Here is a 25,892-nt window from a genome sequence, read left to right on the forward strand (position 1 = left end):
GAAAATTGATAATGAGAGTTTTAAATAAATACGGAGTAATCATTTATAATGATTACCCGTTTTTTTGTAATACTGGGAAAAGTGGATGACGGGGATCATCAGTACTGTCGCTGCGTTAGAGGCGGTTTTAAAACAATTCAGAATAGTATCATGGTTTGGCCTGACACAGGGTACAAATTGACGCGAGCTGAAATTGTAGAAGAATCCAAACGCTGGTCAGAAGATAAAGCAAACAGATTTTCAGAAGATGATATCGTAAGTGGCATCCAAAAGCTGTTCGATCTCGCCATTATCGAAAAAACATTAATGGGATACACACTTAATCAATCATTCACTTTTAGTCATAATTAGTATCAGTGGATACGTTATAGCATCTCACAATAGGTGCTATTTTTTACGTTCAATTTTGGAGGTGAGAATCTTGAAGCTACCACTCGTTTTAGTAACTTATAGAGTAAATGTCTCATCTTCTTCTTCGAAGAAGAGCTCATCACTTTCAATAGCATTTCCTAAACGATGCCTCTATAATTGGCAAGGATGTTAATTTTCATCAACTATGCTTTGATAAATCTCCGCGATTTGTTTCTCAAGCAGGGGCGCTATTTCATCGCAAGCGGACAAAGGGAGATTGATATGATTGGCTATCCATTTACATTGTATACAATTGTCGTGTATCATCTGAATAGCTACTTACTAAAATTGGAGACAATCGTTTTTGACCCGAAGGCCCGAACGTTGGTACGAACTAGACAATAAGAGAGTTATTAAGTTATGAAAGAAGGAAAATGAAGTTGAACAAAGATACGAAAAAGAAATCGGTTGTGATTGCTTTATTGATTGCAACTTTTTTAACGGCCATTGAAGGAACAATCGTCAGTACTGCGATGCCGAGGATTGTTGAAGATTTAGGTGGAAGCCATTTATATACATGGGTCATATCCGTCTATTTATTGGCATTGGTTATCGCTACACCAGTGTTCGGAAAGCTTGCCGATCTTTATGGTAGAAAGATAATGTTTACGATTGGAACAATTATTTTCTTAATCGGCTCAGTGCTGTCCGGGCTTTCATTAACAATGGAGCAGCTTATCGTATATCGTGTTATTCAAGGGATTGGTGCAGGTGCGCTGGCAACCATTCCTTTTACAATAATTGGTGATGTATTTGAATTTAAAATGCGGGCAAAAATGCAAGGCTGGATCAGTAGTGTGTGGGGAATTGCGGGGATTGTCGGTCCACTTGCAGGAGGAGTAATTGTCGATAAGATCACATGGCATTGGATCTTCTTTTTAAATCTTCCATTTGGGATAATATCTTTAGTTCTCTTATGGACTGCATTACATGAAAATATCGAAAAGAAAAAGCAAATCATCGATTACGCAGGTATTTTGACATTTGCGGTCACAATGACGGCATTTTTATATGCATTGACATTGTTGAAAGAGCATAAGCAAGTCACAAACAGCATCGTGATTTTATTTATAGTGGCCGTCGTTGGGCTTTGTTTATTTTTCTTGATTGAAGCAAAGGGAAAAGAACCGATGTTGCCATTAGCTCTATTTAAAAATGGCTTTATTACGATTTCAAATATCGCTGGATTTTTATTGGGATTCATCCTCGTCGCTATAACTTTTTATATACCGCTTTGGGTTCAAGGGGTTACAGGTTTAAATGCAACATTCTCAGGAGTTGCGATGTTGCCAATGTCTGTCACATGGCCGATTGGTGCGATATTGTCAGGCAGATTGATGAGTAAGAGATCCATCGGTAGCATAACGTTAGTTGGTGTCGGCATTATTATTCTGGCCTGTAGTGGCTTTGTATTCTTTAACACGGATACCCCAGTTTCGTGGATGATGATGGTTACCGGAGTGATTGGTTTCGGTTTCGGTTTAACCTTTACTGCTTATACAGTTGCCGTCCAATCAGCCGTGGACTGGAATATGCGAGGTGCAGCAATGGGGTCTAATAATCTCATGAGGAATCTAGGACAGGTTATTGGGATTGCGGTATCGGGACTATTATTAAGTGATGAATTACATGGTAATGCTTTAGAAACAAGTCTGCATTCAGTTTTTATCCTTCTAGTTGTCCTAGCAGTATGCTCCTTTGTAGTAACGGGATTCCTACTAAGAGAAAAAGAGTCTTCCTTAGTAAATAAAAAATAGCTCTGTTCGTTTGTTCCTTGTTTAATAGAAGTGTAGAGACTATTTATAAAATTGACAAAACAAGAACAGGAGGAAAAGCACATTGAAGGTAATTTCATGGAATATTGATTCACTAAATGCAGCATTAACGGGCGATTCAGCACGTGCTTTATTATCTCAAGCAGTCTTATATACGATTATGGAAAACAATCCAGAAGTTATTGCCATACAAGAAACAAAATTATCGAGTAAGGGCCCAACTAAAAAGCATATAGAAATTCTTGAGGAAAAGTTTCCTGATTACGAAATCGTTTGGAACAGTTCAGTAGAACCAGCACGCAAGAGTTATGCAGGTACGATGTTTTTATATAAAAATTATCTAACACCGTCCGTCACCTTCCCAAGGATTGGAGCACCAGGCACGATGGATGAGGAAGGTCGTATCATCACATTAGAATTTGAAAATTTCTACTTAACACAAGTTTATACACCGAATGCAGGAGATGGCTTGAAGCGTTTAGAAGATCGTAAAAATTGGGATATGAAATATGCTGATTATCTAGCAGAGTTAGACAAAGAGAAGCAGGTTATTGCAACAGGTGATTTTAATGTAGCGCATAAAGAAATAGACCTGGCTCACCCCGAAAGTAATCGTCGTTCAGCTGGCTTTACGGATGAAGAACGGCAAGGGTTTACAAATCTTTTAGCAAAAGGATTTACAGATACTTTTCGTTATATTCATGGTGATGTGACAGGTATTTATTCTTGGTGGGCTCAGCGTGCTAAAACAAGCAAAATTAATAATTCTGGCTGGAGAATTGATTACTGGCTAGTGAGTGATCGCATGGCAGATAAAGTACTTAAATCTGAAATGATTGATTCAGGTCCAAGGCAAGATCACACGCCATTATTGTTTGAAATAGATTTGTAGTTTATATGGGAACGGGCCACTTGCTTCTATTGAAACAAGTGGCCCGTCTCTGTGTTAGTCACTACTCAGAATTGAATTAGAGTTGTGCCTAACATTGTAGGGACCGAACATAACATTAGAGCTGCAGTTGATAATTACGTGACACCAATTTCTTCTATATCTTGGACCACATGAATATATTTCATAGTATCGAATTAAGTGCAGAGTATTGGAGGAATTGAAAAAATGGAGGATTCTTCAACTGGTTCTTTACTGGCTACAAGTAACGCGCCAAGTATGCAAAGAGTTGATAACTTTATCGCTTTTATCCGTGAAGCAAATGAGCTTCTTCAGAAGGAAACGGATCTTTCACCTGAGAATCAATTGGTATCGGATGTGTATAACCATCTCTTACTTCAGTTGAGATCCCACTATTTTCCACCAGAGGTACAAGCTATTGTAAACAACGAGTATATTCGAGTAAATCAACAAAAGATACAGGTTAAACTGTCAGAAATCGAATTTCTTGTAGAACTTAGAGATTCTCATGATATCTGCAAATTAGATGGAGCCGTCTTAGATATCGTCAAAAGTTTGCCTAATTGGAACAGTTATTTTTCCCTAGTAAGTCAGGAATTGCAGTACATGCGGCAAGATCGTCACATAGAAAAGTCGCCCATTATATTTGTAGGTAGCGGTCCAATGCCGATTAGTCCTATTATTCTTCACCTGCTCAGTGATGCGGAGGTTATCTGTTTGGAAATGAATGCTGTTGCCTATGACGCATCATGTAATTTGCTAGAGCACTTAGGCTTAGGAGATAAAGTTACTGTCATATTGAAGGATGGATCTGAGTTCGACTACAGCTCTTATAGCCGGATCTTTGTCGCTAGTCTCGTTCAAAAGAAACAGGCAGTGCTTGAAACAATTATCAGAACTTCCTTAGATCCTTTCGTAGCTGTACGTACAGCAGAGGGGATGAGGAGAATCATGTATGAAGCGATTGATGAATCTCAGTTAAATAAACAGGGATGGAGGATTCTAGGAAGAACTAGCCCTGAAGAAAAGCTGGTCGTCAATTCTACGTTGTTTCTCGAACGTATTACGAATTAATATTACATAGGTGCCAGGTTCTAAAACAATACTAAATTGTTTTAGAACCTGGCACCTTTTCGAAAAGCTTGGAAATGTCATTCTATTAAAGTTTACAATAGTTGAACCGATTGATATATTAATTGATAATACAAAGAATTAAAAAATAGGGAAAAGAGGTTTGAAAAATGGATGTAAAATACCCAATTGGAAAATTGCAAGTTCCTGAAAAAGTAAAATTAGAACATATTCAAAAATGGTTAAAGCAAATCGAAACTTACACGATTCGATTGAGAGAAACGGTCGACACATTAAGTGATGAGGATTTAAACAAAACTTATCGTGAAGGTGCCTGGACAGTTCGTCAACTAGTTCATCATATTGCAGATTCTCAGTTGAACATGTATCAGCGTTTGAGATTGGCATTAACTGATGAGAATCCAACTGTACCGGCTTTTGATGAAGAAAAGTGGGCTATTTTACCGGATACGCAGCTTCCTGTAGAAAGTTCTATTAAAATGTTGGAAGGTATAAATGCGCGCATCGTAGCTTTAGGGCATAGTTTAACGGAAGAGCAATTAGATCGAGCGTTTACTCACCAAACAAACGGTAAAATAACAGTTGCAACTAAAGTAGCAAAATTATCTTGGCACGAAGAACATCATTTAGCCCATATAAAAAATGCATTATTAAAATGATATATAATATGTAGAGAGATGTTTCTGCGGGGGATGAGCGTGTTTTTTATAGGGTTGTGTCCTAAGAATGTCTAACTTAATTAATTGATCAAACATAGAAAGCAGACGGTTTAGAAGTGCGAAAATGTACCTCTAATTGACCGTCTGCTTTTGTTGTTGTTATAGGAATAATTCTATATTATAAGCTCAGTAGATGTACTTACTTGACAGAAGGCCGAACTAGAGGTAGGATAGAAAAGCTTAAAAAAATATAGAAAAGGCTATATTTTACCAAATTAATATTTTAATGTAAATTATAAATGTTAAAATAATAGGAAGGTGAAAAAATGGATAGTTTAAATACAAAAAAAGCATCCTTTTAAACAAGTTTTTTGGTTTTTATTTATTTGCCGTTTTCATGCTATGGATTAAAACATATATTACACAAGTAACACAGTTTAACTTAGGGGTAGAAGGATTCCTACAACAATTCCTTTTACTTTTAAATCCTTTGGGTTCAGCTATGCTGTTTCTTGGATTTTCGTTCATTTTCAAAGGACGAGGGAAATATACATCACTTCTTGTAATTTATTCTCTTATGTCCGTACTTTTATATGCAAATGCAGTTTATTATCGATTTTTTAGTGACTTTATTACATTGCCAACGATTACGCAAACGCAAAACTTTGGAGATTTAGGTGGCAGTGTTATTTCTTTATTAAAACCTTATGATATATTGTTCTTTGTTGATGTATTTTTGTTGATTTTCCTATGCTTATCTAAAAAAGTACAAAAAGATTATAGTAGAATTAAACAAAAAACAGCAATCCCAGTGATTACTTTTGCTTTAGCAATATCTGTTTTAAATTTAGGACTGGCTAACTCTGATCGTCCGCAGCTATTAACTCGTGGTTTTGATAGAAACTACATTGTTAAATATTTAGGAATGTATAACTATACGATATATGATGCTACTGAAACTGTTAAGGCGTCTTCAAAAAGAGCTTTAGCTGATAGCGATGATATAACAGAAGTTATTAACTTTACAAAATCTAACTATGCCGAACCTAATCCAGAATATTTTGGCGTAGCGAAAGATATGAATGTTATCTATATCCATTTGGAGTCATTCCAAAGCTTTTTGATGGACTATAAGCAAAACGGTGAAGAGGTAACACCATACTTAAATTCATTAATCAAAGATCCTGATACTTTATACTTTGATAACTTCTTCCATCAGACTGCTCAAGGTAAAACTTCAGATGCTGAATTTATGCTTGAAAACTCTTTATTTGGTTTACCGCAAGGATCTGCATATATTACAAAAGGTCAGAATACGTATCAAGCGGCTCCTGCGATATTAAAAGAGAATGGCTATACATCTGCTGTATTCCACGGGAACAGCGGTAGTTTCTGGAACCGTAATGAGATCTATAAATCATTCGGCTATGACCATTTCTTTGATGCTAATTATTATGATACTAGCTCTGAAAAAGATATGGCTGAATATGGGTTATTGGATAAGCCATTCTTTGAACAATCATTAGAACTTATGAAGACTTTACCACAACCTTTCTATTCGAAATTTATTACGGTTGCTAACCATTATCCATATAAAATGGACCAAGACTTAACAACAATTGGGAAAGCTGATACTGGTGATGCAAGTGTAGATAATTATTTCCAAACTGCTCGTTATGCGGATGAAGCAATTGAACAGTTTATTGGTGAATTAAAGAAATCAGGCTTATATGATAACAGTATGCTTGTATTTTATGGTGACCATTATGGTATTTCAGAAAATCATAACAAAGCGATGGAACAAATCATCGGAAAAGAAATTACACCTTATGAAAGTGCTAATTTGCAACGTGTGCCATTAATTATTCACGTTCCAGGAATGCAAGGTGGAGTCAATCATACTTATGGCGGACAAATAGACCTTCTTCCAACCTTATTACACTTACTTGGAGTTAATTCTCAAAACTATATTCAATTTGGTACCGACATATTATCAAAAGAGCATAATGAATTAGTGACGTTTAGAAATGATGATTATGTCAGTCCTACTATCTATTCGATTGATGGTAAAATTTACGATGCTACAAATGGTTTGCCAATAACGGATGAAACTCAATTAGAAAAAGCGAATGAGTACAAACAAGAAGTAGATAATAAATTACGAATTTCTGATACAGTAGTGAATGGTGACTTATTGAGATTCTATACACCGACAGGATTTACTAAAGTCGATCCATCTCAGTACAATTACAATAAGGATCTTACAGAAAAAACTGATCACGAAGAATAGTAAATTCATTAAAAAGAGGAGTAAGCTAACAAAAGTATGTTTTTGTTAGCTTACTCCTTATTGATTTTCGTTTATTTTATTTGTTTTAATTCATTCAAAAATATAACTGATAGCCTCAATCGCTTGATCAATGGTTTCTACGGTTACATTTGCTTTGTTTGAAAGCTCTTTTAATGGGTGGATTAATGATTCTGGTCTAATGATAAGCGTAGGTTTGTTCATGGCAATGGCTGTGCTAGCGTCCATTGCTGTATTCCATTGTTTATATTTTTCTCCGAATAGTGCTATGACGATATCTGCTTTTTGCATTAACACTTGAGTTCTAAAATTATTAATATCTGACGCTGCATCATCTTTATATAAGTTAGATGGCTGTTTTCCTAATATCTCTTCGCCGATATTGTCTGAACGATCATGGTTTGTTTGTGGTGCTACAAAACGAAGGGGAAGATTTTTTGACTTTGCTTTTTGTGCAAATTCATCTCTCCAATCATCGTGAATTTGACCAGCTAAATATACAATAAGTTCCATTCTGATTCCTCCAATACTATTTGACCCTAATTATATATTACCTAATTAAATGGGGTTTTCAAAGTAATCACGAATAAACCATAGGGATAAAATGAGGTAATTTAGTTCGAGCTGGTATAATAAAAAAGTCTTTATCATTGCATTTTGGTTTATAAAAATACCATTCAGGATTGATATACGTTAAAATAAATATTGTCCATTTTCGTACGTAGTTTTGCACAAGTTAAATATTTGTGTTTGATAATAAGTTATGTGGCTTAATAGGTTATGACCGAGAGTTTAAAGTAATATCCATAGAGAGAGGATTTGAGGTTGAATGATAGATAATTTTTGGCGTGATTTACCGCGACCATTTTTCGTACTTGCGCCGATGGAAGATGTGACGGATGTTGTTTTCCGTCATGTAGTGAGTAAAGCAGGTAGACCGGATGTGTTTTTTACTGAGTTTACAAACTCGGATAGCTATTGTCATCCAGAGGGGATGAAAAGTGTGCGTGGCCGTTTGATTTTTACAGAAGATGAACAGCCAATGGTAGCACATATATGGGGGGATAATCCCGAATATTTCCGCAGAATGAGTATTGGTATGGCAGAGCTAGGATTTAAAGGCGTCGATATTAATATGGGCTGTCCTGTACCGAATGTAGCAACGAGAGGGAAAGGTAGCGGCCTAATCTTGCGTCCAGAGGTAGCAGCAGAACTTATTCAAGCAGCTAAAGCGGGGGGACTACCAGTCAGCGTAAAGACCAGACTTGGTTACACGGATGTAGACGAGTGGAAAGAGTGGTTAGCACATATATTAAGACAGGATATTGCGAATCTTTCTATTCATTTACGTACAAGAAAAGAAATGAGTCAGGTAGATGCGCATTGGGAGCTAATTCCGGATATTAAAAAATTACGGGATGAAATAGCTCCAAATACGCTGCTAACTATTAACGGAGACATTCCAGATCGACAAACTGGGCTCGAGCTTGTTGAAAAATATGGCATTGATGGGGTTATGATCGGTCGAGGTATTTTTAAAAATCCTTTGCTTTTGAAAAGGAGCCAAAAGAGCATAGCACTACGGAATACCTTGATCTTCTAAGATTGCAACTGGATCTTCAAGATCAATATGCAGCAGATTTGCCACGTTCTATCACAGCATTGCATCGCTTTTTCAAAATTTATGTAAAAGGATTCCGTGGAGCGGGTGAATTAAGAAATCAATTGATGAGCACGAAGTCAACCGATGAAGTGCGTGCATTGCTTGATGAATTTGAAAAAGATTGTTGATAGAAAAATGGGGGTGGCCCTTCTATTTTAAGTCAGTCCAAACCAAAACCATCCATAAAAAATATGGATGGTTTTTATTATAGATAATGAGTTTAGAAACCGGTATTCAACGGGTTGATTAATATTAGCTGAATAAATGATAAGCTTATCTCATTCAATAGTCGTATTTTATTCTACAAGAAATTGAATTTTAAAATTGAGTAGGTTGCACCAAGATTACCACTACCGTAATCACGAATATCTTTCTTATAAAATATTTTACCGATTACTAAAGCAAACGAGATTGAACCAATTAAATAACTTAGAATCAAAGTTAAAATGTTCAAAGTATCTTCTCCTTACATAGTTTGTTAAGTAAGTGTTTCTATTTATTGCATATGATTTCCTGCAATCCTTCTTAAAGTAACCTGCCCCTTTAGTTCAATAAGAAAAATTATTTAATTTTAGAAATCACTATTTTTCTATACATTCCATTCATCATAATTGGTATATCTTCTTCTACCTTTATACTTCTATTTTTTTTAGGAATTAAATCTTCAAAACTCCGACCAATATCAGTTCCTAATACTTCAATAATAGGTCTTAAAAGCATTTTTGGTAATGATAGCTTTTTATTTTTAGGAGCAAATTTTTCAAAAATAATTACTTTTCCTTCGTATTTTAAAACTCTTGTAATTTCTTGAAAACATTTATTAGCATCAGGTACAACCGAAAGAATTAGACTTGCTACTACATAATCAAAGGATTCGTTATCAAAATCCATATTTTGAGCATCCATTTCCAAAAACTTTATAGTAGAATCCCCGAACTTTGCTTTTGCCTTTTCAAGCATGTCAGGTGAATAATCAATAGCCGTTATATCTAAGCCCGAGTAATTTACTAACTCTAAATCAGCACCAGTTCCTACACCAACAAACAAAATTTTTTGTTTGTTATCAAATGTTATTGATTGGAATATTTGTTTTCGAGCATTTAAAAAGATACCCGAATTAAAAAACTTATCATAAATTGGAGAACCAATTTTATATATAAATTTATTCCAAGAATTATTCAAAACAACTTCACTCCCAATTCAAGCTTAATTCTAATCCATTTCAAGCACTATCTATCTCCAAATAATAACTTTCCTTCTTCAACTAAAATACCCTTTAGTTTAAGTGTAGCATTTCACAATGGATTTCTGAGAAGAACTTATCTTTTGGGACATAAAAATAGACCATTAATGATGGTCATATTTTGCTAAAGCACCCGTTCGTTGAAGAAGGAAATCAATTCAAAGTACTCCGTTAATTTTACCCTCGCGAGTAAAACTACCATTTTTCCAATATATATAGAAAAGTAGGAATATCCATCCGTTTATCTCTTCTAATATATCTCCAATAGATTGAACTTCATAGATGGTTTGGTGGTATTTCGAAACCCTTTTTAATTTTTCGTACGTTTTAGAGTATTTTTAGTGAATAGTAGACCCCTTCGTGGTTATTAGTTAGACCATTTCTGTACCACGTCAAGTCCAGTTGGCCATCTTCTTCAAATTCATGGCAGCGAAATTAAACATCGCCTACATCGACAATTTTTTAAGTCCCCTTAACGTTGTCCAACGCATACCATGCTTTTCTTTTGCATCTGCGAATACTCTTTCAATCGTTTCTTTTCGTATCGCATAAATTGGTTTTACATTTGTCTATGCCTTTTTCAATTAAATGTTTAATTTGTTCAGTATAAGAGATCCTCTTCATTGTGACGAAGATTATCAGCTTCCTCTACATACTCCTGTCAAACATAACGGGTCCCCACTTTTTAATGGTCTTTATTCTCGGTGCATTGTGCTAAAAAAGGACAGGTTACACAAATTGTTTTGGTGATTTGTACTCGCGGTACCCATCTTTAGTTGTTATGTTTCGAAAGCATAGTTATCGACTCAGGTTTTGTTAATTCTATTTTAAAACAAAAAATAGGATGTTTTCCAAAAAAGAAAATATCCATTTATGCATAATATCTTGGCATTTCAAGAAAAAATGTTATTTTTAGGATATACACAATATTTGGTATCTCGTGTAAAAAGAAGGGAGGTGAAATACATGAAAAAATACATCAACTGACAGATAAACAAGTTAAAGAATACCTACTTACTGGAGAATCGCAATTAGATGATGAACTATAGTGTGTACTAAAAAAATAGAAAAGAGTGATGAAATTGAAGAAAGTTTTAACAGCAATTCTTTTATCTACATTATTTGTCTTTTCAATGAATACTTTTGCTAGCGCAGAAAGTGAAAATATTAAAGCGCAAGAAATTGTATATGGACTAGAAATGGATGAGAATCATGTCAAAGTATTAGAGCCTGTTTTTTCGGAGGATGAGTTAAAATCATTAACAGACAAAGGATTCACCCTAGATGTAATTACACTTTTGGTTTCTTCAGGTGAGAGTAAAGAAGATATCTTAAAAAGGGAATTTGTAAGCAATTCCACCAAGCATTACATAACTACTATTAATAACCCTTCTATTCAGAAAGATTATTTGAATTTGAATTCTAAAGCTTCTCTTCCTGTTACTAGTGTTGAAGAAGTTAGTTATGAGGAATATTTGCAAAGGCTTAAAGAATATAAAGAAAGGGTAACAATATATAGTGATTCAGATAAATCAACTACTGAATATAAAACAATGACTGTTTCTGTATCTAAAAAAAGCACAGGTGTTTATACGGTTACAAATGTAGTCGATTGGTCTACAGGAGCTCTGAATACTAAAGAAGATATCATCGGAATTGGTATAAATGGAAATACATCACCGGTAAGAGGTACAGAGTATGGTACTCAAGTAGTGCGAACCGCCGTTTCTCGAACTCATGTGCAAACCATAAACTATTCAAGTAGTAGTTCTAAATGGAATCGAAATGGGGATTACGGGCTAGCAGTCGATTTAGTAGATGGTGGGGTAGGATGCATTAGATGTCAAGTTCATAAAATTTCTATGATGTATGATATTAAACCTAATGTTAGCAGCGTAAGTTTGATTGACGCATACGGTCATTACGCTCACCAAGAAACAACTTATAATGTTTCACCATCATTCACAATTTCAAAGGGTGTCCTTGGTATATCTGTGTCCCAACAGAAAGACTTCACTATACACAAACCGCAACCTCACGCCCAGATGCCCAAATAATTAAATGAAAATAGCATTATATAGGAGGAGAAGGATATAACGAAATATATATTACCACACCTATATGTATTTTTCGGAGTCATTCTATTTATCTTAGCGACCTTTGTTATACCAACAGGAAAGATCTATTGGGTTTCTTCTTATGGATCTATACTTTTCATTATTATTGGCTTGATTTGGATGTTCTTCTTATTATTTAAGAAAAAAAATAAATAAGCTGAACTGAGTCGTAGTGTCGCTCTGTCAAGAGCAAAGAAAAGAAAGGAGAATCCATTTGTTAATACATAATGGATTCTCCTTAAATTTTAATGGCCATTATTACTTTGATTATAGGCAGAAAATGATTTAAAATCCTCTTCTGCTAATTTTTTAACATTTTATATTCTTCTCTTGTAATCTCAATAAAATAGTCTGATATTCTCGTTCAAGCAATTAAAGCATCTAATAATTACTTGTTCAACTTAACTGCTGCGTTAGTTCAATTAGAAAAAGGCTTTACTCCTTCTTGAAGTAAAGCACCCGATCGTTGAAGAAAAGTACATTATAAATTTGATAATAAATCCTGCAATTTTGTCGTCAATACTGTTATCAACGATATCCCACACAAGTATGTGATGTCCCTTAAAAGTAATTTGGGATATCAAATGATATAGAGTCGATATCATTTTCATTTGAGTAGTACATACAAATACTGTCTTTATATTTTTGACTTTCATTAGGCAGAACAATAAAGCCTAATCTTTTATAAAAGTCTGTCCCAATATTACTATACAGGAAAAAGTTGTTACAGTTTTCTTCCTGTTCTAACTTATTTATAGTTTCTTTGACTAATAAAAAAGCATATCCATTTTTCCTTGAATTTGCAGGTGTAGCGATTGAACCTATCCCTTTTACGATTAAGTCTTCTGAAGGGTTAAGTTTATATACGATGAGAGAACTTAATAATTCCTTTGTATCTGTTGCTTCAAGAACGTACCATTTCCCCTTTTTATACTTAATTGAATCCTGACACATAGTTATATATTCTTCGACTGGCATATCATCTCCCCAAACATCAAAGCCCATCATATAAATATTTATCATATCTTCTTTTGTTGCTTCTCTTATTTTTTTCAAATTACCTCTCCTTGAGTTTTATTTGGTTATATATTCTTTTTGACTTTTAGATTATTAAGACCACTATTCTTATTGAGCTTACCTGCTTCGTTAGTTCAAGAAAAAAAGCTCCCTTACAGGCAGCCAATTGTTCACTAAAGCACCCGTTAGTTAAAGAAGAAAGTTAAATCTATCTATTTATATTTTTTGACATACCAATGGTAAATTTTTTGAACCCAAAGGTTTCATAATATGGTTCCAAACCTTCCACACACATTAGTTGAGGAATTACCCGATTTTGCTCACAATGGTGAATTATTCGATTCACCATTTCTTTGCCGATTCCTTCGGACTGATAGCTTGGTAGAACACATAATCCACAAACTACTCCAGTAATTACACCATCTGAAATAACTCGTCCCATACCCACTAATTGTTTTTCATCAAACGCATAAATGGCATACCAACTTTGATTGCACATCCGTTCCAAATCATTACATGTTAATTTAAGTGAATTCCATCCTAAAGATTCATATAGGGTTAGTAATTGGTCAAAGTTAATAGGGGATTCTGTCGTATAATTTATATATTTCACCATATAATTACCTCCTGAATTTTTTTCTCATTGCTTATTCAACTAAACTGCCGCTTTAGTTTAAGTGTAACATTTCACATAGCATATCTGAGATCAACTTAATGTTTTGGACATAAAAATAGACCATCGAAATGATGGCCACATTTTGTTAAAGCACCCGTAAGTTAATTATTAAATTTTTCCTTCTCCTCCAATTGTGTTCCATCAACCAAACCTAATTGACCAAAAGTATAAATATATTCTGATTGACTTCTCTTTTTAACACCTTGAATATTTACAAAGTATTCAATACCTTCTTCTAACAAATTATATATTCTTGAATCCTCAATCATTAACTTATATTTCTCTTTATTTGGACTGTTATCATTCCTTGATTCTTTTATAGTTAAATATTTACTTTTAATACCAAATATTAATGTAGATAAAAAAAATGTTATAATTTTAATATATGGAAATATATATAATGATAGGAGGAATTTTCTTGTGAAAAAAAAATATCCTATATTTCTAATACTTTTCGTAATAGCATTAACAATTGTGATTTTTATGAATTTCAATAATATCAAGGGTGAGAAAACAGTCGAAAACTCTCGTAACAATTCCGTTGAAGCTAATACTCTGAAGGGCTCATATATGAAATTATTTGACAAGAACGGGCAATTGATGAAATCCTATTCCGAGGAAGAAATTAAAAATCAATTAATCGAAACTAAACTCTATAAATCAGCAGAAGATGAAAATGGGTTGATTATCAATCCTCCCGAAGAATTCAAGGCTGAAGTAAAAGAACTTTCAAAATCAAATGAATATAAACTTTATGTTTTCCATAGTTTTTCATTTTCTAGCAATATCCCTGTCGGTAAAAATAATATCTTTTTTAGAAAACCTCATAGTATAATTATTGAACCTATAGAAAAGTTTGAATCTATGTCTATTATCTTACAAAACTCAGCAGGCAGTAAAGTCGGAATAATTGAAATTGGAAATTACTTAGGGGGTTTAAATATCCCATTAGATGACTTTCAATTAGATGATTCATATACCATTCAATTAATTAACAATAAACAAGAAATACCCATTTATCTGCATGGAGGAGTAATAATTTACGATTAAAAGGTTCTTTCTTCAACTAACCCGCCGCGTTAGTTGAAGTGTAGCATTTCACAATGGATTTCTTACCTCTACTTGATGTTTTGAATAAAAAATAGACCATCGAAAATAATGGTCAAGTTTACTAAAGCACCCGTTAGTTGAAGAAGCACCTTCTCTTTTATTACACATTATCTACGGACTGTTCAGTAATTAAGAACCTATTAGCTAATTTTTCAAATGTGTCGGCAGCTTCCTCTTTTAAAGACCATATTTGTTCTTTTAAACTTTCATCTTCGGTTTTATCACGCAAACCAGTTAATATTGCAATTATTATTCCTAATTCCCTCACTGCTTTATTTTCAGTAAGTGGAACTAGTGTATTACCTTCTAATTGTTTTTTTATTGTCTCAACCAATTGGTCAATAACTTCCTTTAATTTAGTTACTTCAATAGACATAGATTCATTCTCCTTCTCTTATTGAACTATCCAGCACCTTTAGTTTAAGTGTAAAATTTCACAATACATATCTGCGATCAACTTAATATTTTGAACATAAAAATAGACCATCGAATTGATGGCCAGATTTTGCTAAAGCAACCTTTAGTGAGTATTATCCTCTCTTTTCAAAAGCTAACAAAGTCCCTAAACCGATTAGAGTAAACCCGCTAATCTTTTTCTGCCATTGCATTGCAGTGTTATTTTTCGCTAAGACATTTTTAATTGAACCTGCAATCAGTGAATAGCCGATATCAACTATCAATGTAAGCAAAGCAAAAACAACTCCTAGAAATATGAATTGAAAAAAAGTGTTCCCCATGTTGGGACTAATAAATTGTGGAAGAAACGTAAGGAAAAATAAAGCAACTTTCGGATTGAAAATATCTATTATTGCTCCTTGCCAAAAGGCTTTCCTTATCCCGCCTTGATTGTCTTGAATATTAATTTTTAATCCCTTTTTGTCTCGAATAGTTTGTATTCCTAAATAAATTAGATACGCTGCACCTATATACTTTATGATTTGAAAAACTAGTGCAGAAGTCATCAAGAGAGCTGAAAGGCCGAATGCAGCAAGTAGAATGTGGAACATAACCCCTACTTGCATTCCAAACGATGTGGCTATTCCAGCCTTTTTACCTTCCGCAATACTACGGCTGACTATATATGCCATATCTGGTCCTGGGACAATTGCTATTACCAATGTGGCTACTAAAAAAGCTGTAAAATGCGTAGAATCTAAATTAATAAAATCAAACATAAATACACCTCCGAAGTTATTATATGTCGTAAAAATAACCAGTTGTATAAAAATTCTCAATATTAATTTATTGCGTTAACCTCCTGTTAGTTCAATAAGAAAAAGCTACCCCTAAGGCAGTCACTTGTTAAACTAAAGCACCCGTTAGTTTAAGGTTTAACTATATTTAGTTCTATATGGGTACGATATAGCATTGTCTCAACCCAATTATGAAACATTTCATAGTCTTCTTGGTCTGTTTGAACATTACCTTACATCTATAATTTTATTTAAAAGTTTGTAACACAAAACCTTGACCATTTTCTGATTCAACTTCAGCGATTGCTCCATTTATAAAAGTCATTTGTGGTGGAACATGACCGCAATCAATATCGTACAAAATAGGAATTTGAAGCTCTTTAGAAAGTTCTTTATAAACATCTTCAACTGTATAATTTGTAACAGTTGGATTTGTTGGACTTCTCCCAAACATAATGCCACTACACTCCTCAAACCAACCTGCTAATTTCATTTGTACGAGGGTCCTACGCAATTCAGTAGGCGATAACTGCAAATTTTCGAGATACCAAATAACAGAATCTCCTTCAATATAATTCTCTTTAAAATTTTGTACATTCCCATATGGTGTACCAATCAGATGCCTAATTATATCAATACAACCACCAAGTAATCGCCCCTGTATCTTAACTTTTTCGTTTACAGTTGATTTCCAGTAAGTTTGTTCTGTTAGATTGAAAATATAAGGAGTAGGGTTATCAGGTTGCCATTCTTTTTGATATTTTTCTGATGAATGTTGGAGAATTGATTCATTCATTTTGGTAGACAATACTGTTCGCCACATTGCTGTCGTATCATCAGAGTACTCTCCTCTTAAATCCACTAAGTTAGTTCCGTGTGCTGTAGCAGTACCCGTTTTCAATGTAATTGCTAACAGTAGCAGACTTATATCAGAATAACCTAATATCCACTTACTTTTTATATTTTCAAAGTCAATATATTCAAGTGTCTCAATAAGTAGCTCTCCGCCCCAAGGAGGAATAATAAGTTGAATATCATCACTAAGCATCATTTTATTGAACTCTTCTGCACGTTTTATAGCAGATGCAGACTTTTCTTTTTCTTGTGTCCATGCAGTTTCTCCGCAGATGAAGTTAAAACCTTTCTTTTCTATACTTTTGAATGCAGATTTCAACAAGTGATGTAATTCACTTGGGACTCCAGATGAAGGTGCAGTTACTCCTATTGTTGCACCTTTTTCTAAGATTGGATATTTTATCATGCTTAGCCACTCTCCCTATGCTTTTTGTAAAAATAACATTTTATATGTTATTTAAAAACACTTCTTTTATTCACTAACCTCCTTTTTCATAAAAAAAGCCGTATACTGTTCTATCTCAATTCGAGATGAAAATTCAAGCCTGATTAAACATTTATTTGCTAAAGTCCCATCGGAAGCCCTATAGTTTTTGACTATGCAGATGAAATACTCTATGAAGAAAAAGGTATGTCTAATAGAGTTGAAAATATGGTTAAAATGGCTTCAGCAAGTGGCGAATCGATGAAATCCGGTTTACAAATAACGAAATTCAAACCATGTTAGAAGAATCAGGTTTGCTTATTTATGAACATTTGACACCTAATGCAATACAGGAACTTTTCTTTAGAGATCGTACAGATTATTGATGTGCTTTTGAGACAGTCCATTTTATCCATGCTGTAAAGAGGAAATATATAATTTTAAATACTTTTCATTGTCTGAATTATTGAGCGGTATTTTTTGTTTTACTTATTGAACTAAACTGCACCTTTAGTTTAAGTGTAACATTTCACAATGCATACCTGAGATCAACTTAATGTTTTGATATTAAAAAGAGACCATCGAAATGATGGCCATATTCTGCTAAAGCACCCGTTAGTTGAATAAGGCTTATTATTAAGAATTCCTGTTTTTCCATTGTTCATCAGTCCAAGGAAAACTTGAATATTGGATTTGATGAAACCCATTTATTTTTAAAATTCTTTGTGCTTCTTCTGAAAAATTGTAGGCAATAGCAATTTTTTTACTATCCGAATTTTCTAGTTTTTCAATACCTTTTGTAGCTTGTGAAAAGGTAACTACAAATTCATCCTTAGGGTAATATATTGCAGAGACAATCTCATCACTATGCTTCATTTGATTTCCGTATTTTTTTGGCAAAGCGTTAATTATTTTTGTAAAAGACTGATTTTTAAACAATGAGAATTTTATATTATATTCCCCTTTCTCATACTAAGTTTTATTGAAGATTAATGCCCTGGTAATTCGAATTTCACCCTTTTTATATCGGGTTTTATATATTTCTTCTTCAACTAAACTGCTGCTTTCACAATGCATATCTGAGATCAACTTAATGTTTTGGACATAAAAATAAACCATCGAAATGATGGTCATATTTTGCTAAAGCACCCGTTAGTTGAATAAGAAAAGTTACTAAATTTTGAATAATACACCTTTAGCTAATAAGTATTCTTCAGCTTCTTTTATTCTCTTTCCGTTGTGTCTTACAAAAAGTTCATAACGTCTCTTTAACCACTCAAATGATCTGTCTCGAATATGTGAATCCTCAGCACCTTGTAGTAAGGGAACCGTTTTAGTAAATGAGTCAAAACTTGATAAGGCTTCAAAGCACTCCAAATGTTCAATTTTCTTGTTTGTGATGTTCTGATAAGCATCTAACATAGGTTCTTTGAAGCTAGTCCCGAACCACGAATATCCTAAGACAAGTGTATTCGCTATATCATAACGAGGGTCTCCTATAAAAGCTTTTTCCCAATCCAAAATATATAATGTTTTTTCATTAGTTAATATTGTATTCCAAAAATGATAATCTCCGTGATTTAAAACTTCAGTAAATGAAACAATCTTGAACATTTCAGAAATATTTAGAAGGCAATTCATATATACAGGGTCTTCAAACTTCGCAACCCTATTTTTTAAACTCTCTATGTAGAAATTGATATACTCTTTTTGTCGTAAATCGTTATCCGTAAAAAAGTCACGAAGCGTATCAGTGCAAATTGAATGAATTTGTGCGAGCGTGACACCAAAATTTCTAAATGCTGACTGTATATCCTCTGGGTTTGCTAAGTAATATTTGTCCAGAGTAACTCCCTTTACTAGTTCCATCAACATTATTCTCTTTTCTTTATCTTCAAAATAAACAGTTGGAATATTAATGCACGAATTTACATCCTTACTCCTTAGAATATTTAATTCTTTATTAAACTTCACATTTTCACTAAATTCTTTTAAGACAACTTCCTTGGAGAATATATCCTCACCTTGAGAGTAAGTAAGATGAAACATTGAAATGTCGTTACTAAATCCATCTTTATTTTTTTGTAAGTTATTTATCGTTATTACAGTCTCTTTTCTTTTTGTTTTCTTTATCAGTTGTTCTACAGTTTTATAAATATCTTCGCTCAATAGTGCCGCCCCCACCTAATGCATCTATTTTGTTAATCCATACTTTTTCATAGATATTCTGACATTTGAAATAAAGCCCCTTGTTCAACTAACCTGCCGCTTTAGTTGAATAAGAATTAAGACAGTCTACTGAAGCCTTGTTCTGCTAAAGCACCCGTTAGTTTAAGTACATTTATTCACACACTTATAAAACTACTTTTTTTAAGGCTGTTTGTATCCTTTAAGAACTTCCCTGTTAGTATTTCTCAATCTTTATTTTTATTTTCATTTTTTCTTCGCTAATTGTTTCTGTTTCTGTTTCAGAGACATTCTTAATAGAATCTTCAACTATTTGTTGAATCAACGTATCATCAATTTTTGCATCCTTTGGGAAACCTACTGAAACTGTTAATTCATCAGTACCACCATCTATCATTATTGCTAGTGAATCACTTTCAAGTTCCGTTTGCTCTGTAATAGATACTATTATTTCATTTTTTAATTCAGATATTAAATTTGATATCCCTTCATCCCCCCCTACTACTTCCTGTTCGCTTTCTAATACCTCGGTTGTATTACATCCAACTAACAAGATTGAACAAAATACAATTCCTGAAATTATAGCTTTTTTCATCACTTCTAAATTCCCCTTTCCAAAATAAATTGCACATTCCACAACAATTCCCCATACGTAAGTTTACGTTATATATTGGTAAAAGTTCCAAATTTAACAACAACATTATTAAACTAACCTGACCCGTTAGTTTAAGTTGTTAGTGTCATATAGTAGTATTTTGCATCTTGTAATAAACTACTCAAATCAAATGATGCTTTGAAGGCAATATATACCGCAATACCTGTTAATATAGTAATAATTACACCACCATCTTTAAGCATTTTTCTATTCTTCTTATAAATGATAAGCGTTGTTATAATAACAATTAATAGGTATGATACTGATGTAATCAGTTTTACTAATACCAATTTACTATCATTACTGCATTCATATAATTTACTAAATCCTCTTTATTGCCAGCACTCTCTTCGATAATAGATATATCTCCTTTGTAGCCAACCTTCCAAGAAAATTTATTCTGTTCTTTTGTTACCGTATACTCATAACCCAAAGTCTGTCCATCACCAATAATCCCCGAATATTCCTGTGTATCTTCTTCACCTTGAGAACAAGCAGATAAGATTAGGGTAAAACAAAATAACATTAGCAGCATACATTTTTTCATTTAAATTCCCCCATGTTTCAGTAAATTCTACATAAATAAATATATTTTATTTAACAATCTTGCGGCGTTAGTTTAAGTGTAACATTTCACATTGGATATCTGAGAGGACCTTAATGGTTAGGACAAAAATAATAGACCATCGAAAAGATGGCCATGTTTAACTAAAGCACCTGTTAGTACAGTTTCTTATTTTCTATTTCCATGTCTTTTTGCGAATGTAGAAGGCTTAAATGAAACTTTATATCTTCCTTCAAGTTCCTTCTTTACTTTTTCTGTTAGCTTTAATCCTTGTTTATTATGTACCTCTTCAAGTTCAATCCCATTAGGAACTATTCCATCATTAGCCCAATCAATCCACTCACCATATTTCGATATCCATTCTGCCAATTCTGACCTTAACTTACTTGAAATCGGAACATATGTAATTTCAAAGTTACAAAGACATTTATCGCACCATATAGCATCAGCACCGATGTCTGCATCTACCCTTAAATCATATGTTACATCACATTTACATAACTCTATCATATTATTTTTCGTCTCCCTTTATTAAAGTAAACTGCCCCGTTAGTACAATTAGAAAAAAGCTTTCCCCATCTAGAAGTAAAGCACCCGTTAGTTGAGTAAACTTTTCTCAAGTATGATTTTATGTAATCCATTTTCATCCGTAATTGTATCAATGACATCAAATCCACTTTTGATATTTAGAATCAACATATTTCGCCATTTATTCATAGTTTTTGTTTGTACAACTTTATAGCCATGTTCTTTTAAATAGTGATGTTGTTGAATCATCAGCTTTGAAGCAATTCCATTTTTTCTATAAGTAGTATCCACTGCACCTAACCAACTATAAAACTTATTTTTATCAATTTCGTAACCAACCTTAAATCCAATAACTTTTTCACCGTCTAATACGATGTTAAACAGTAACTTGGTTTTATTGTTTATTTTACTAATTAAATCTTCGGTATTACTGTCAAATATAGCACTGTACAGTTTTACCATGCCCTGCATTAAACTATCATTAGGAACGGTATCAAAAACAAGATATTTAAAGTCCAAAGTTATCTCTCCTTTCGAGTAAAAATTCTCATACTAAATGCTATACCTTATTCAACTAAACTGCCCCTTTAGTTTAAGTGTAGCATTTCACAATACATATCTGCGAACAACTTAATGTTTACACATAAAAACACCCCGTAAATGTTAGTTGGTGTCTAACATTTACGGGGCAGTTCAAAATGATGGCCGAATTTTGCTAAAGCACCCGTTAGTTGAATAAGATTGAAATCGCCTGATAGTATCACTTTTAGTTAACAAAGATAATATATTCATTTAGAAATTCTCTACGTATTTTTTCTCTTTAGAGTAATTATTCTATATTTCAGAGTATTTTATTGTTGTATTTGAAAGTAAATTATATTACTCTTTAAAGTAATTAAAGATTGGAGGGAGAAAAATGAATATTAACAAACAAAAGGATTCCATCTTAGATATTGATCAATATGAAAAAGACTTTGAAAGAATGTTGAAAGGCTTTATAAATGCAACTTCTTTTGAGGAGCAAAATGTGCAGTTTGAAAGGCTGAACCATCATCGACTTGCTTATCAGGCATCAGAAAACGAAGCGAGGATTCATTATTTTGGAGATACGGCAAATGATGAATACAATAAACAGTATGCCCTCTTCCAAGAGTCCGAGCCACGCTTGCTATGGATGACAGGGGAATACTACAAAGAGATCCTGAATGCGAAATTTAGGGAACAGCTTGAGAGGCAGTGGGGTAATCAGCTTTTCAAAATTGCAGATATTAAGCTGAAAACCTATTCTGATGAAGTGCAAGAAGATATCAGGATGGAAAATCGCCTTGTATCCGATTATCAGGAGCTGTTAGGAAAAGCGGTCATTCCTTTTGATGGAAAAGAGCTGAGATTAAGTACCTTGGCTCTATATCTGGGCTCACCTGATCGTGAGGTTAGAAAAGCAGCCTTTGAAGCAAAATGGGGCTACTTCAAACAGCATGCCTCCGAATTTGACCGAATCCTTGATGAACTGGTTAAGACACGCAATCGAATCGCGAAAACGTTAGGTTATTCGTCCTTTGTGGAACTTGGCTATGACCGAATGCATAGAACAGGACATACGCCCGACGACCTCGTTCAATACCGCAAGCAGGTGAAAGAGCACGGGGTGCATTTCATTTCTGTTCTTAGAAAGAAACAGCGGAACCGTATTGGCGTTTCCAAACTGAAGTATTATGATGAGAGCTATTTCTTCAAGAACGGTTCGCCCTCGCCTAAAGGGGCACATCAGGAAATATTAGAGGTTTATCGGACTATTTTCCGTGAACTTTCTCCTGAAACTGGTGCTTTTTTTGACGAACTGATGGAAAAAGGGAATGTTGACGTGGAATCACGTATAAACAAAATGGGTGGGGCATTTGCGTCGTATAGCAGTCCGGAAGTAGCTTCGTTTATCTTTGCAAATTTCAACGGCACATCAAATGATGTCAGGGTATTTGCACATGAGGTGGGCCATGCATTTCAGTTTTATATGAGCCGTCAATCCAATATCCATGAGTACATTATTCCGTATGATTCCTGTGAGGTATTTTCATTTACGATGGAACGGTTTGTTTGGCCTTGGATGGATCGGTTTTTTGGGGAAGATACGCAGAAGTACCAGTTTTCCAACCTGACCGAAGCATTTATTTATATGCCGGTTGTCTCAGTTGTTGATGAATTCGAGCACTTTCTGTATGAATTCCCGACAGCCACCATGCAAGTTCGGAAGCTAAAGTGGAGAGAGTTGGAGCATGAGTATTTGCAGGAACGGGACTACGATGGCAATGAATTTTTAGAGCAAGGCACAGGTTTTTATGAAATAGGGCATCTGTTCACTACGCCTTTTTATTACATGGACTATGATTTGGCCCATTTTGCTGCAGTCTAGCTATGGATCAAACAGAAAGATGACCCAAAATCTGCTTGGGAAAGCTTCCTAAAAATGTGCAAACAAGGGGGACGTCTCCCATACCCTGAGCTTTTGAAGAGTGCAAACCTAGAGTCTCCTTTTGAAGATGGAAGCATGGAGAGGCTTCTTGAAAAGGTCAAAAGCTGGAGCGATCAGGTGGATGACCGTTCATTTTAATAGCAAGTCTATGGGTAGTAGAAATTGCATTTTCGGCTACTTGTTTTATCTGGTAGCTGATATCGATTATTTCATCCTCCTATTGAACTAACCTGCCCCGTTAGTTGAAGAAGTGATTACATATTTTATGATTTACCACCTAAATCATCATTAATTGTAATGTCAGGTACAATTCTTATCTTCAAATGGTTAATCCAATGGGTCAATACTGTTTGGATAAGTTTTTTCTCATTATTTTTTCTTTGACATTCTCCTGACACATTGACGTTTTATTGTAGGGATGTGGAAGATTTCCACACTCAAAATTAGGAGGATGAAAGACCATGAAAAAATTTACAGGTAGTATGCTATTAACAAGTGCGTTGACAATTGGAGCGATTGCGGCACCACCTATTTTAGCTGCAACGACGAATAATGTGAGCGCTACGGAAGAAATTTCAGAGGAAACAAAAGCGGCTTTGGACGATATCAGGGCTCAGGAAGAAGCCGGCGAAATTACGCATGAAGAAGCTCACGCAAAATTGGACGAGCTTGGAATTGAGCGCCCATTTGGTAAAGGCGGGCTTCACGGTGGAGGTCCTTTCGGCAACATCGATGAAGAAACGCGCACAGCAATTGATAATATTCGTGACCAATTCAAAGCTGGTGATTTGAACGAGGAAGAAGCACAAGCAAAACTGGATGCACTTGATGTTGATTTGCCGGAAGATTTCTTGACGCGTGTTGACTTTGATGATTTGGATGAAGAAACAAAAACAGCGTTGAATGAAATTCGTGAACAGTTTACTGCTGGTGACTTGACGGAAGAAGAAGCGAAAGTAAAAGTTGAAGCCCTTGGTCTCGATTTCGATGCCAAATTCTTGATGCGCGGACCGCATGTAGAATTGACGGATGAGCAAAAATCTCAACTGGAAGAATTCCGCGCCCAAGTAGAAGCTGGTACAATAACTGAGGAAGAAGCTCACACACAAATGGAAGAGCTTGGACTTAAACCTCAAGGCGGCAGTGGCCATCATGGACATGGCGGACCTCGAGGCGGTTTCTTCAATGATAAAGCCCCTACAGATTCTGCAGACGAAGAAACGCCAGCCGACTCTGCTGATGAAGAAGCAGTTGTCCTTCCCCAATCATCTGAAGCTTAATAATCAGGGACTCGAATCTATTCATTTCGAGTCCCTTCATTTATACTTAAATCAAACTCTGCTATAGGAATGATTTACATATGGAACCGTCAAACAAAATCGTCGTTGTTGTCAAAGGCCTTGTGGTGAACGAAGGACGCGTTCTGATTGTACAGCGCACTGCGGCTGATGAAATCGGCAGTGGCACTTGGAATGCGTCGGTGTTAAATTAGAGCTCGGTGAGAATCTGCACAGATTTAATCTTATTTAGATATTCTTTTATTTCACTTGGAATTTCTTCAATTTGAATTGGCAGCAATTGAGTACACCTCATCTAATAAATGATTTTAATACTAATTCCTTATCTACATTTAAAATTCCTTCTTCAACTAACCTGCTTCTATAGTTCAATAACAATTTAATCTATCGCTTAATAATCCTTTAAAACGCTGCCGTTCTTCTTTGTCATTTAGCAATTTTCTAACCATTTTTCTCGATGAAAAATATCGCCTAATTTCTTTATCTCCTTCTACTAATTTAAGTATAGATGGTTCAGTAAACATTAGTTCTTGGAACCAATGTTTTTCTTTAACTAAACTTAAATTAACTTCAGTCTTTTCTTCTTTTGTAAGAGTGAGGTACTTAACATAAGAAAAAACATCTTTAATTATTCCCCAAACTGATTCTTCATTATAATTCCCTCGTTTTATATTTTTGTTATTCAACTAAACTGTTTCTTTAGTTTAAGTGTAACATTTCACAATGCATATCTAAG

26 protein-coding genes and 4 pseudogenes are annotated in these 25,892 nt (G+C 34.4%); 12 read left to right on the plus strand and 18 right to left on the minus strand.

The window, feature by feature from the left end; all coding sequences use genetic code 11:
* Positions 1–48 precede the first annotated feature (48 nt).
* From OR571_RS07950 to ltaS, 6 genes are all read left to right on the plus strand, one after another.
* Positions 49–351 carry a hypothetical protein gene (locus OR571_RS07950; RefSeq protein ID WP_282242295.1) on the plus strand — a complete coding sequence of 101 codons (303 nt, stop codon included), beginning with the start codon at positions 49–51 and terminating at the stop codon, positions 349–351.
* Positions 352–785: 434 nt separating this feature from the next.
* Positions 786–2,168 carry an MDR family MFS transporter gene (locus tag OR571_RS07955; RefSeq protein ID WP_282242296.1) on the plus strand — a complete coding sequence of 461 codons (1,383 nt, stop codon included), beginning with the start codon at positions 786–788 and terminating at the stop codon, positions 2,166–2,168.
* An 82-nt stretch (positions 2,169–2,250) separates the two neighbouring features.
* Positions 2,251–3,078 (plus strand): exodeoxyribonuclease III, encoded by an 828-nt coding sequence (locus OR571_RS07960; protein ID WP_282242297.1) that lies wholly within the window; start codon positions 2,251–2,253, stop codon positions 3,076–3,078.
* A gap of 225 nt (positions 3,079–3,303) precedes the next feature.
* Complete coding sequence (locus OR571_RS07965; RefSeq protein ID WP_282242298.1) at positions 3,304–4,170, plus strand: nicotianamine synthase family protein; 867 nt, start codon at positions 3,304–3,306, stop codon at positions 4,168–4,170.
* A 167-nt stretch (positions 4,171–4,337) separates the two neighbouring features.
* The gene (locus OR571_RS07970; protein WP_282242299.1) at positions 4,338–4,847 is read left to right on the plus strand and encodes a YfiT family bacillithiol transferase; all 510 of its coding nucleotides are present in this window, start codon (positions 4,338–4,340) and stop codon (positions 4,845–4,847) included.
* Positions 4,848–5,244: 397 nt separating this feature from the next.
* Complete coding sequence (gene ltaS / locus OR571_RS07975; protein WP_282242300.1) at positions 5,245–7,137, plus strand: lipoteichoic acid synthase; 1,893 nt, start codon at positions 5,245–5,247, stop codon at positions 7,135–7,137.
* A 90-nt stretch (positions 7,138–7,227) separates the two neighbouring features.
* Here the strand turns inward: ltaS and OR571_RS07980 are convergent, their stop codons facing one another.
* Complete coding sequence (locus OR571_RS07980; RefSeq protein ID WP_282242301.1) at positions 7,228–7,668, minus strand: YtoQ family protein; 441 nt, start codon at positions 7,666–7,668, stop codon at positions 7,228–7,230.
* Positions 7,669–7,984: 316 nt separating this feature from the next.
* Here OR571_RS07980 and OR571_RS07985 point away from each other — a divergent pair.
* Positions 7,985–8,946: pseudogene (locus tag OR571_RS07985) on the plus strand (tRNA dihydrouridine synthase).
* 197 nt (positions 8,947–9,143) lie between these two features.
* Here the strand turns inward: OR571_RS07985 and OR571_RS07990 are convergent.
* From OR571_RS07990 to OR571_RS08000, 3 genes and pseudogenes are all read right to left on the minus strand, one after another.
* Positions 9,144–9,272 (minus strand): annotated as a pseudogene (locus OR571_RS07990) (glycerol-3-phosphate acyltransferase); the annotation flags it as partial.
* A gap of 107 nt (positions 9,273–9,379) precedes the next feature.
* Positions 9,380–10,000, minus strand: a complete 621-nt coding sequence (locus OR571_RS07995) for a class I SAM-dependent methyltransferase (protein ID WP_282242302.1) — start codon at positions 9,998–10,000, stop codon at positions 9,380–9,382.
* A 510-nt stretch (positions 10,001–10,510) separates the two neighbouring features.
* Positions 10,511–10,841: pseudogene (locus OR571_RS08000) on the minus strand (transposase); the annotation flags it as partial.
* Positions 10,842–11,143: 302 nt separating this feature from the next.
* Between OR571_RS08000 and OR571_RS08005 the strand changes: the two are divergent.
* The gene (locus tag OR571_RS08005) at positions 11,144–12,118 is read left to right on the plus strand and encodes a hypothetical protein (protein ID WP_282242303.1); all 975 of its coding nucleotides are present in this window, start codon (positions 11,144–11,146) and stop codon (positions 12,116–12,118) included.
* A 621-nt stretch (positions 12,119–12,739) separates the two neighbouring features.
* Here the strand turns inward: OR571_RS08005 and OR571_RS08010 are convergent.
* From OR571_RS08010 to OR571_RS08020, 3 genes are all read right to left on the minus strand, one after another.
* Entirely contained in the window at positions 12,740–13,234 is a 495-nt protein-coding gene (locus OR571_RS08010) for a GNAT family N-acetyltransferase (protein ID WP_282242304.1), read from the minus strand.
* A gap of 169 nt (positions 13,235–13,403) precedes the next feature.
* Complete coding sequence (locus tag OR571_RS08015) at positions 13,404–13,811, minus strand: GNAT family N-acetyltransferase (RefSeq protein WP_282242305.1); 408 nt, start codon at positions 13,809–13,811, stop codon at positions 13,404–13,406.
* 161 nt (positions 13,812–13,972) lie between these two features.
* Positions 13,973–14,140 carry a hypothetical protein gene (locus tag OR571_RS08020; protein WP_282242306.1) on the minus strand — a complete coding sequence of 56 codons (168 nt, stop codon included), beginning with the start codon at positions 14,138–14,140 and terminating at the stop codon, positions 13,973–13,975.
* A 151-nt stretch (positions 14,141–14,291) separates the two neighbouring features.
* On the opposite strand from OR571_RS08020, the gene OR571_RS08025 reads away from it, so the two are divergent.
* A complete protein-coding gene (locus tag OR571_RS08025; RefSeq protein WP_282242307.1) occupies positions 14,292–14,921 on the plus strand; it encodes a hypothetical protein in 630 nt (209 codons plus the stop codon).
* A 160-nt stretch (positions 14,922–15,081) separates the two neighbouring features.
* Here OR571_RS08025 and OR571_RS08030 read toward each other — a convergent pair whose 3' ends face one another.
* The 3 genes from OR571_RS08030 to OR571_RS08040 form a co-directional block, all read right to left on the minus strand.
* The gene (locus OR571_RS08030; protein WP_282242308.1) at positions 15,082–15,357 is read right to left on the minus strand and encodes a hypothetical protein; all 276 of its coding nucleotides are present in this window, start codon (positions 15,355–15,357) and stop codon (positions 15,082–15,084) included.
* A 154-nt stretch (positions 15,358–15,511) separates the two neighbouring features.
* Positions 15,512–16,156, minus strand: a complete 645-nt coding sequence (locus OR571_RS08035; RefSeq protein ID WP_282242309.1) for a LysE family translocator — start codon at positions 16,154–16,156, stop codon at positions 15,512–15,514.
* Positions 16,157–16,421: 265 nt separating this feature from the next.
* Positions 16,422–17,435 carry a S66 family peptidase gene (locus OR571_RS08040; protein ID WP_282242310.1) on the minus strand — a complete coding sequence of 338 codons (1,014 nt, stop codon included), beginning with the start codon at positions 17,433–17,435 and terminating at the stop codon, positions 16,422–16,424.
* 121 nt (positions 17,436–17,556) lie between these two features.
* Here OR571_RS08040 and OR571_RS08045 point away from each other — a divergent pair.
* A pseudogene (locus tag OR571_RS08045) lies at positions 17,557–17,839 on the plus strand (class I SAM-dependent methyltransferase); the annotation flags it as partial.
* A 250-nt stretch (positions 17,840–18,089) separates the two neighbouring features.
* Here OR571_RS08045 and OR571_RS08050 read toward each other — a convergent pair.
* The 7 genes from OR571_RS08050 to OR571_RS08080 form a co-directional block, all read right to left on the minus strand.
* Positions 18,090–18,392: a hypothetical protein gene (locus tag OR571_RS08050; protein ID WP_282242311.1), complete on the minus strand. Its 303-nt coding sequence runs from the start codon at positions 18,390–18,392 to the stop codon at positions 18,090–18,092.
* A 234-nt stretch (positions 18,393–18,626) separates the two neighbouring features.
* Positions 18,627–19,622, minus strand: coding sequence for an aminoglycoside phosphotransferase family protein (locus OR571_RS08055; RefSeq protein ID WP_282242312.1), 996 nt, complete (start codon positions 19,620–19,622; stop codon positions 18,627–18,629).
* A gap of 235 nt (positions 19,623–19,857) precedes the next feature.
* Entirely contained in the window at positions 19,858–20,277 is a 420-nt protein-coding gene (locus tag OR571_RS08060; RefSeq protein ID WP_282242313.1) for a topoisomerase, read from the minus strand.
* Positions 20,278–20,366: 89 nt separating this feature from the next.
* Positions 20,367–20,498 carry a hypothetical protein gene (locus tag OR571_RS08065; protein ID WP_282242314.1) on the minus strand — a complete coding sequence of 44 codons (132 nt, stop codon included), beginning with the start codon at positions 20,496–20,498 and terminating at the stop codon, positions 20,367–20,369.
* 77 nt (positions 20,499–20,575) lie between these two features.
* Positions 20,576–20,842: a hypothetical protein gene (locus OR571_RS08070; RefSeq protein WP_282242315.1), complete on the minus strand. Its 267-nt coding sequence runs from the start codon at positions 20,840–20,842 to the stop codon at positions 20,576–20,578.
* A 186-nt stretch (positions 20,843–21,028) separates the two neighbouring features.
* Positions 21,029–21,370 (minus strand): hypothetical protein, encoded by a 342-nt coding sequence (locus OR571_RS08075; RefSeq protein WP_282242316.1) that lies wholly within the window; start codon positions 21,368–21,370, stop codon positions 21,029–21,031.
* An 87-nt stretch (positions 21,371–21,457) separates the two neighbouring features.
* The gene (locus tag OR571_RS08080; RefSeq protein WP_282242317.1) at positions 21,458–21,907 is read right to left on the minus strand and encodes a GNAT family N-acetyltransferase; all 450 of its coding nucleotides are present in this window, start codon (positions 21,905–21,907) and stop codon (positions 21,458–21,460) included.
* Between the two features lie 397 nt (positions 21,908–22,304).
* Between OR571_RS08080 and OR571_RS08085 the strand changes: the two genes are divergently transcribed.
* Together OR571_RS08085 and OR571_RS08090 are read left to right on the plus strand one after the other, a co-directional pair.
* Positions 22,305–23,798, plus strand: a complete 1,494-nt coding sequence (locus OR571_RS08085; RefSeq protein ID WP_282242318.1) for a M3 family oligoendopeptidase — start codon at positions 22,305–22,307, stop codon at positions 23,796–23,798.
* A gap of 521 nt (positions 23,799–24,319) precedes the next feature.
* Positions 24,320–25,138, plus strand: coding sequence for a hypothetical protein (locus OR571_RS08090; RefSeq protein ID WP_282242319.1), 819 nt, complete (start codon positions 24,320–24,322; stop codon positions 25,136–25,138).
* 386 nt (positions 25,139–25,524) lie between these two features.
* Here OR571_RS08090 and OR571_RS08095 read toward each other — a convergent pair whose 3' ends face one another.
* On the minus strand, positions 25,525–25,842 hold the full coding sequence (locus OR571_RS08095) for a hypothetical protein (protein WP_282242320.1): 318 nt from the start codon (positions 25,840–25,842) through the stop codon (positions 25,525–25,527).
* Between the last annotated feature and the right edge of the window lie 50 nt (positions 25,843–25,892).

This window comes from Psychrobacillus sp. NEAU-3TGS (genome assembly GCF_029955155.1).
In the GTDB taxonomy this organism is placed as follows: domain Bacteria; phylum Bacillota; class Bacilli; order Bacillales_A; family Planococcaceae; genus Psychrobacillus.

Excerpts from the sequence above, each read along its gene's own strand:
- OR571_RS07950 (WP_282242295.1), top strand. The coding sequence starts at position 49 with ATGATTACCCGTTTTTTTGTAATACTGGGAAAAGTGGATGACGGGGAT.
- OR571_RS07955 (WP_282242296.1), top strand. The coding sequence starts at position 786 with ATGAAGTTGAACAAAGATACGAAAAAGAAATCGGTTGTGATTGCTTTA.
- OR571_RS07965 (WP_282242298.1), top strand. The coding sequence starts at position 3,304 with ATGGAGGATTCTTCAACTGGTTCTTTACTGGCTACAAGTAACGCGCCA.
- OR571_RS07970 (WP_282242299.1), top strand. The coding sequence starts at position 4,338 with ATGGATGTAAAATACCCAATTGGAAAATTGCAAGTTCCTGAAAAAGTA.
- ltaS (WP_282242300.1), top strand. The coding sequence starts at position 5,245 with ATGCTATGGATTAAAACATATATTACACAAGTAACACAGTTTAACTTA.
- OR571_RS07980 (WP_282242301.1), bottom strand. The coding sequence starts at position 7,668 with ATGGAACTTATTGTATATTTAGCTGGTCAAATTCACGATGATTGGAGA.
- OR571_RS08015 (WP_282242305.1), bottom strand. The coding sequence starts at position 13,811 with ATGGTGAAATATATAAATTATACGACAGAATCCCCTATTAACTTTGAC.
- OR571_RS08020 (WP_282242306.1), bottom strand. The coding sequence starts at position 14,140 with ATGATTGAGGATTCAAGAATATATAATTTGTTAGAAGAAGGTATTGAA.
- OR571_RS08030 (WP_282242308.1), bottom strand. The coding sequence starts at position 15,357 with ATGTCTATTGAAGTAACTAAATTAAAGGAAGTTATTGACCAATTGGTT.
- OR571_RS08035 (WP_282242309.1), bottom strand. The coding sequence starts at position 16,156 with ATGTTTGATTTTATTAATTTAGATTCTACGCATTTTACAGCTTTTTTA.
- OR571_RS08040 (WP_282242310.1), bottom strand. The coding sequence starts at position 17,435 with ATGATAAAATATCCAATCTTAGAAAAAGGTGCAACAATAGGAGTAACT.
- OR571_RS08065 (WP_282242314.1), bottom strand. The coding sequence starts at position 20,498 with ATGCTTAAAGATGGTGGTGTAATTATTACTATATTAACAGGTATTGCG.
- OR571_RS08070 (WP_282242315.1), bottom strand. The coding sequence starts at position 20,842 with ATGAAAAAATGTATGCTGCTAATGTTATTTTGTTTTACCCTAATCTTA.
- OR571_RS08075 (WP_282242316.1), bottom strand. The coding sequence starts at position 21,370 with ATGATAGAGTTATGTAAATGTGATGTAACATATGATTTAAGGGTAGAT.
- OR571_RS08085 (WP_282242318.1), top strand. The coding sequence starts at position 22,305 with ATGAATATTAACAAACAAAAGGATTCCATCTTAGATATTGATCAATAT.
- OR571_RS08090 (WP_282242319.1), top strand. The coding sequence starts at position 24,320 with ATGAAAAAATTTACAGGTAGTATGCTATTAACAAGTGCGTTGACAATT.